Consider the following 5,634-nt stretch of genomic DNA (forward strand, 5'->3'; position numbering starts at 1 on the left):
GACGCCCTGGACTGGCTCGCCCTCGACGACCCCACCCTCGTCGCCGAGATCGCCGCCGAATCCCCCCGCCCGGTCACCTACGCCCACCGCACCCGGGCCCTGCGCGGCAGCGATCCGGCTTTCGTCGGGGAGCAGATCCTGAGCTACGACGACCTCGCGACGGCCGCTGGACGGCTGCGCGCGCGCACCGAGCTGACCTTCGAATCGCGCACCTTCCAGCACGGCAGCGCGCAGTCGCCGGCCGCGCTGGTCGAAGTGGTGGCCGCCGGATCCGTGGGCGCGTCGGTGGTGCTGGTCGACGCGGACGGCGCGCTGACCGAGTCGCTGGCCGACGAATGGGTAACTCATCTGGTGACGGATCGGGCCGGGCTGGACACGCTCGACCCGACGGCATTGGAGGACTTGCAGGCCGTGGTGCTCGACAATGGTGTCGGCCGCGTGCCCGCGGGGCCCTGGACGACTGTGACCGCTATCGTCGAGCTCACCGAACTGTTCGGCGCCGAGTGAAGCGATTCGCGGTCAGATGCAAGCCCCCGGTTGTGTGACCATGCACACAGCCGGTTGGTTTGCTGTATCAGGGCGTCCGCTGGAAATGTGTCAAGGACGTGTTCTTACAGGCAGGATGTGCAGAGTTTTCATGTTTCGCTTGTCGGGGAATAGTCTTCCGGCTCAAGGATGGGGAATCAGGAAGCACGAAGCGGGGCTCGCGTGACGCGGCCCGCGCGGGTGCGGCCCACGCGCACCCGGCGACCTAGAGTCACTACCCTCCCGCAACTGATGGCAACTGCCGTCGAAGCGAATCCGACCGGTACCGCGGTCGTTTTCGCCGACGCGGTCAGCTCTCGGGGACACCTCACCTACGCGGAACTCGACGCCAGGTCCACGCGGTTGGCGCGGCTGCTCATCGATCGGGGGGTCGGTCCGGAGGATCTGGTCGCGGTGGGTATTCCGCGGTCGGTGGAGTCCGTGGTTGCGGTGTGGGCGGTGGCGAAGACCGGTGCGGGGTTCGTGCCGGTGGATCCGAATTATCCGGCCGACCGCGTCGAGCACATGGTGAAGGACTCCGGCGCCGTGCTCGGACTCGCCGTCGCGCGCGTGGTGGAGGACCTGCCCAGCGAGATCGAGTGGCTGGTCATCGATTCCGACAGCTGCACCCGGGCCCTGGAGGACTACCCGACCGAACCGGTCACCTATGCGGATCGGCTGCGGCAACTGCGCGCCGAGCATCCGGCTTACGTCATCTACACCTCGGGATCGACCGGCATGCCGAAGGGCGTGGTGGTCACGCAGGCCGGGCTGGCCGGTTTCTGTGCCGAGCAGCGGGACCGGTATCGGGTGACGAGTGCGTCGCGGACGCTGCATTTCGCGTCGCCGTCGTTCGACGCCTCGGTGCTGGAGTTGCTGCTCGCGCTCGGCGGCGCGGCCACCATGGTCGTGGTCGCGCCGACGGTCTACGGCGGTGACGAACTCGCCGCGCTCCTGCGCCGCGAAGCCGTGACGCACGCGTTCATCACCCCGGCTGCGCTCGCGTCGGTGGATCCGACGGGGCTGGACGAGTTGCGCGTGGTGGTGGCCGGCGGCGAGGCGTGCCCGCCGGAGCTGGTGCGGCGCTGGGTGCGTCCGATCGCCGACGGCGAGCGCGAGTTCTACAACGGGTACGGCCCGACCGAGACCACGATCATGACGAACATCAGCGCGCCGCTGGTGCCCGGCGAACCGGTGACGATCGGCGCGCCGATCCAGACCACCACCGAGTACGTGCTGGACGAGCGCCTGGTGCCGGTCCCCATCGGCGTGATCGGCGAGCTGTACATCGGCGGGCCTCAACTGGCTCGCGGCTACCAGTTGCGCCCCGGCCTCACCGCCGTGCGTTTCGTCCCGAATCCGTTCGACCCGAACCACTCTCGGCTGTATCGCACGGGTGACCTGGTGCGTTGGACGCCGAACGGTGAGTTGGAGTATCTGGGTCGCAACGATTTCCAGGTGAAGATCCGGGGCTTCCGGATCGAGCTGGGTGAGATCGACGCGGTGCTGGCCGCGCACGACGCGGTGGACTTCGCGGTCACCGTCGGGCATCAATTGGACAGCGGCGCGACGATTCTCGCGTCCTATGTGCACGCGGCCACCGGACACTCGATCGACACCGGCGAGCTGCTCGCGCACGCCGAGCGCAGCCTGCCGGTCCACATGGTGCCGACTTCGCTCACCGTGCTGGAGGAGATCCCGCTGACCCCGGTGGGCAAGCTGGATCGTCGTGCGCTGCCCGCGCCGCAATTGCAGACCAAGGAGTTCCGCGCGCCGTCGGGAGCGCTGGAGCAACTGGTGGCGGGTGTGTTCGGCGAACTGCTCAGCGCCGGTGACGAGATCGGCGCGGACGACGATTTCTTCGAGCTGGGCGGCAATTCGCTGATCGCGACGCAGGTCGCGGCCCGGCTCGGCGCGTCGATCGGCGCGCGGGTGCCCGCGCGGACGGTGTTCGAAGCGCCGACGGTCGCGCTGCTGGCCGCCCGGCTCGCCGAATTCGACACCGGCGCGCAGCGTCCGGCACTGGTGGCGCTGCAGCGTCCGGAGCGGGTGCCGTTGTCGTTGGCGCAGCGGCGGATGTGGTTTTTGAATCAGTTCGATACCGGTTCGGCGGGGAACAATATTCCGTTCGCGGTGCGGTTGTCGGGTGTGTTGGATGTGGCGGCGTTGCGGGCGGCGGTCGCGGATGTGGTCGGGCGTCATGAGACGTTGCGGACGGTGTATCCGGCGGTGGATGGTACGGGGTATCAGGTGGTGTTGCCTGCCGAGCAGGCCGTCCCCGACCTGACGCCGCACAGCCTGACGGCCGACGAACTGCCTGCGTGGCTCGGGACGTTCGCCGCCGCCGGGTTCGACGTGGCGGCCGAGGTGCCGCTGCGGCTCTCGCTCGCGCGGATCGGCTCCGACGACTACGTCCTAGCCGTCGTCGTGCACCACATCGCGGCCGACGGTACGTCCATAGCCCCGCTGGTGCGCGACCTGATGACCGCCTATGTCGCGCGCGGCGCGGGCACCGCACCAGGCTGGGAACCGCTGCCGGTGCAGTACGCCGACTACACGTTGTGGCAACACGCCGTGCTCGGCGACGAGAACGACCCTCGCTCGGTGGCCGCGACGCAGATCGCTTTCTGGCGCGAGGCCCTCGCGGGCATCCCCGATCGGCTCGACCTCCCGATGGATCGGCCGCGTCCCGCCTTGCCGTCGGGTCGTGGCGGCGTCTACGCCTTCACCGTCGACGCACCGACCAGGGCACGGCTCGACGAGCTGGCGCACGCGCACGGTGCTTCGCTGTTCATGGTGGTGCACGCCGCTTTCGCGGCGTTGCTGGCCCGCTTGTCGGGCACCACCGACATCACGATCGGTACGCCGGTCGCCGGTCGCGGCGAGGCGGAGCTCGACGACTTGGTCGGCATGTTCGTCAACACGCTGGTGTTGCGGACCCTGGTCGATCCGGCGTCTTCGTTCGCCGAACTGCTGGCCGCGACCAAGGAGCGCGACCTGGCGGCGTTCTCGCATGCCGAGTTGCCGTTCGAGCGGTTGGTCGAGGTGCTCGACCCGGTGCGGTCGCAGGCACATCACCCGCTGTTCCAGGTCGCGCTGTTCTTCCAGAACATGGAACAGGCGCGGCTCGAGCTGCCCGACCTGTCCGTCGCGGCGGTCGAATTCGACGGTGCCGTGGCCAAATTCGATCTGCAGCTGACGGTGACGCCGCAGGAAGGCTCGGACACGGGCCTGGCCGCCGTGTTCACCTATGCCACCGATCTGTTCGACGAGGGATCGATCGCCGATTTCGCCGCGCGCCTGAACCGGTTGCTGCGCACCGTCGCTGCCGATCCCGAGCGCGCGCTGGGCGGGGTCGACCTGCTCAGCATGGTCGAGCGGGATCGCATCCTGCACGAGTGGAACGACACCCGGTACCCGGTTCGCTCCGAGTTGCTGCTGGACGGGTATCGCCGTGCGGTCGAGGCTCATCCGGACGCGATCGCCATCGCCTACGAGGGTGCGGAGTTGACGTTCCGTGCGTTCGATGCGCGGGTGAATCGTTTGGCGCGGTTGTTGATTTCGCAGGGTGTGGGTGCGGAGTCGTTGGTGGGGTTGGCGGTTCGTCGATCGTTGGATCTCGTGGTGGGGATGTATGCGATCGTGGCGGCGGGCGGGGCGTATGTGCCGTTGGATCCGGATCATCCGGCCGACCGCATCGCGCACATCCTGGACACCGCTCGCCCGCTGTGCGTGGTGACGACCGCTGCGGACGCGGCGGCGCTGCCGGGCGACGTCGCGGCCCTCGCCGTGGACACGCTGGATCTCGACGGATTCGATGATTCGCCGGTGCGCGCGGAGGAACTGCTGCGTCCGGTGTTGCCGCAGCATCCCGCGTACGTGATCTTCACCTCCGGGTCCACCGGACGTCCCAAGGGCGTCGCGGTGTCCCATGCGGCGATCAACAACCAGATCGCGTGGATGCTCGCGGAGTATCCGCTGGGTCCGGACGATGTGTACTTGCAGAAGACGGCGACGACGTTCGACGTCTCGCTGTGGGGTTACTTCATGCCGCTGCGCGTGGGCGCGAAACTCGTCGTCGCCACGCCGGACGGACATCGCGATCCCGCTTACGTCGCGGAAACCATCGCGGCGCAAGGCGTGACGGTGACCGACTTCGTGCCGTCCATGCTGACGGTCTTCGCCGCGCACACCGCGCCGGGCAGCTGCCCGACGCTGAAACACGTCTTCGTGATCGGCGAGGCGCTGCCGCCGGAGACCGTGGGCGCGATGCAGGCGGTGTCCGACGCCGCCGTGCACAACCTGTACGGCCCCACCGAGGCGGCCGTCTCGGTGACCTATTGGCCCGCGGCTGCCGACGAGCGCACTGTGCCGATCGGCCTGCCGCAGTGGAACACCCAGGTCTACGTGCTGGACTCGTGGTTGCGGCCGGTGCCGGTGGGCGTGCCAGGGGAGCTGTATCTCGCGGGTGATCAGCTGGCTCGCGGTTACGTGCGGCGTCCCGACCTGACCGCCGACCGGTTCGTCGCCAATCCGTTCGGCAACGGCGAGCGGATGTACCGTACGGGCGACCTCGTCGTGTGGCGCAAGGACGCCGACGACGCGGTGCTGGACTACCTCGGCCGGACCGATTTCCAGGTGAAGTTCCGTGGTCAGCGGATCGAGCTGGGGGAGATCGAGACGGCGCTGCTGGCGCAGCCTTCGGTGAGCCAGGCGGTCGCCCTGGTCGCGGCATCGTCGCTGGGCGATCAGCTCGTCGCCTACGTCGTCCCCGCGCCGGGCGACCGGATCGACGCGCAGGCACTGCGGTCCGCTGTCGGCGAGACCTTGCCCGCCTACATGGTCCCTGCGGCCATCGTGGCGCTGGATGCTTTCCCGCTCAACTCCAGCGGCAAGCTGGACCGTAAGGCGCTGCCGGAGCCCACGTTCGAGACCAAGCAGTTCCGTGCGCCCGTGACGGCGATCGAGGAGATCGTGGCCGGGGTGTTCGGTGAGGTGCTCGCGCTGAACCGGGTCGGCGCGGATGACGATTTCTTCGCGCTCGGCGGTAACTCGTTGGTCGCCACACAGGTCGTGGCACGTCTCGGCGCGGCGGTCGGTGCGCGGGTG

Annotated in this window: 2 protein-coding genes; both read left to right on the forward strand. The window is 68.8% G+C overall.

Annotated elements, in window-relative coordinates; translation table 11 throughout:
- The coding region (locus ACWEKR_RS35400) for a hypothetical protein (RefSeq protein WP_452358216.1) at positions 1-507 on the forward strand (507 nt) is incomplete at its 5' end.
- 270 nt (positions 508-777) lie between these two features.
- Positions 778-5,634, forward strand: a 4,857-nt coding sequence (locus ACWEKR_RS35405; RefSeq protein WP_452358217.1) for an amino acid adenylation domain-containing protein, incomplete at its 3' end; no start/stop codon positions are given.

This window comes from Nocardia sp. NPDC004573, from assembly GCF_053602135.1.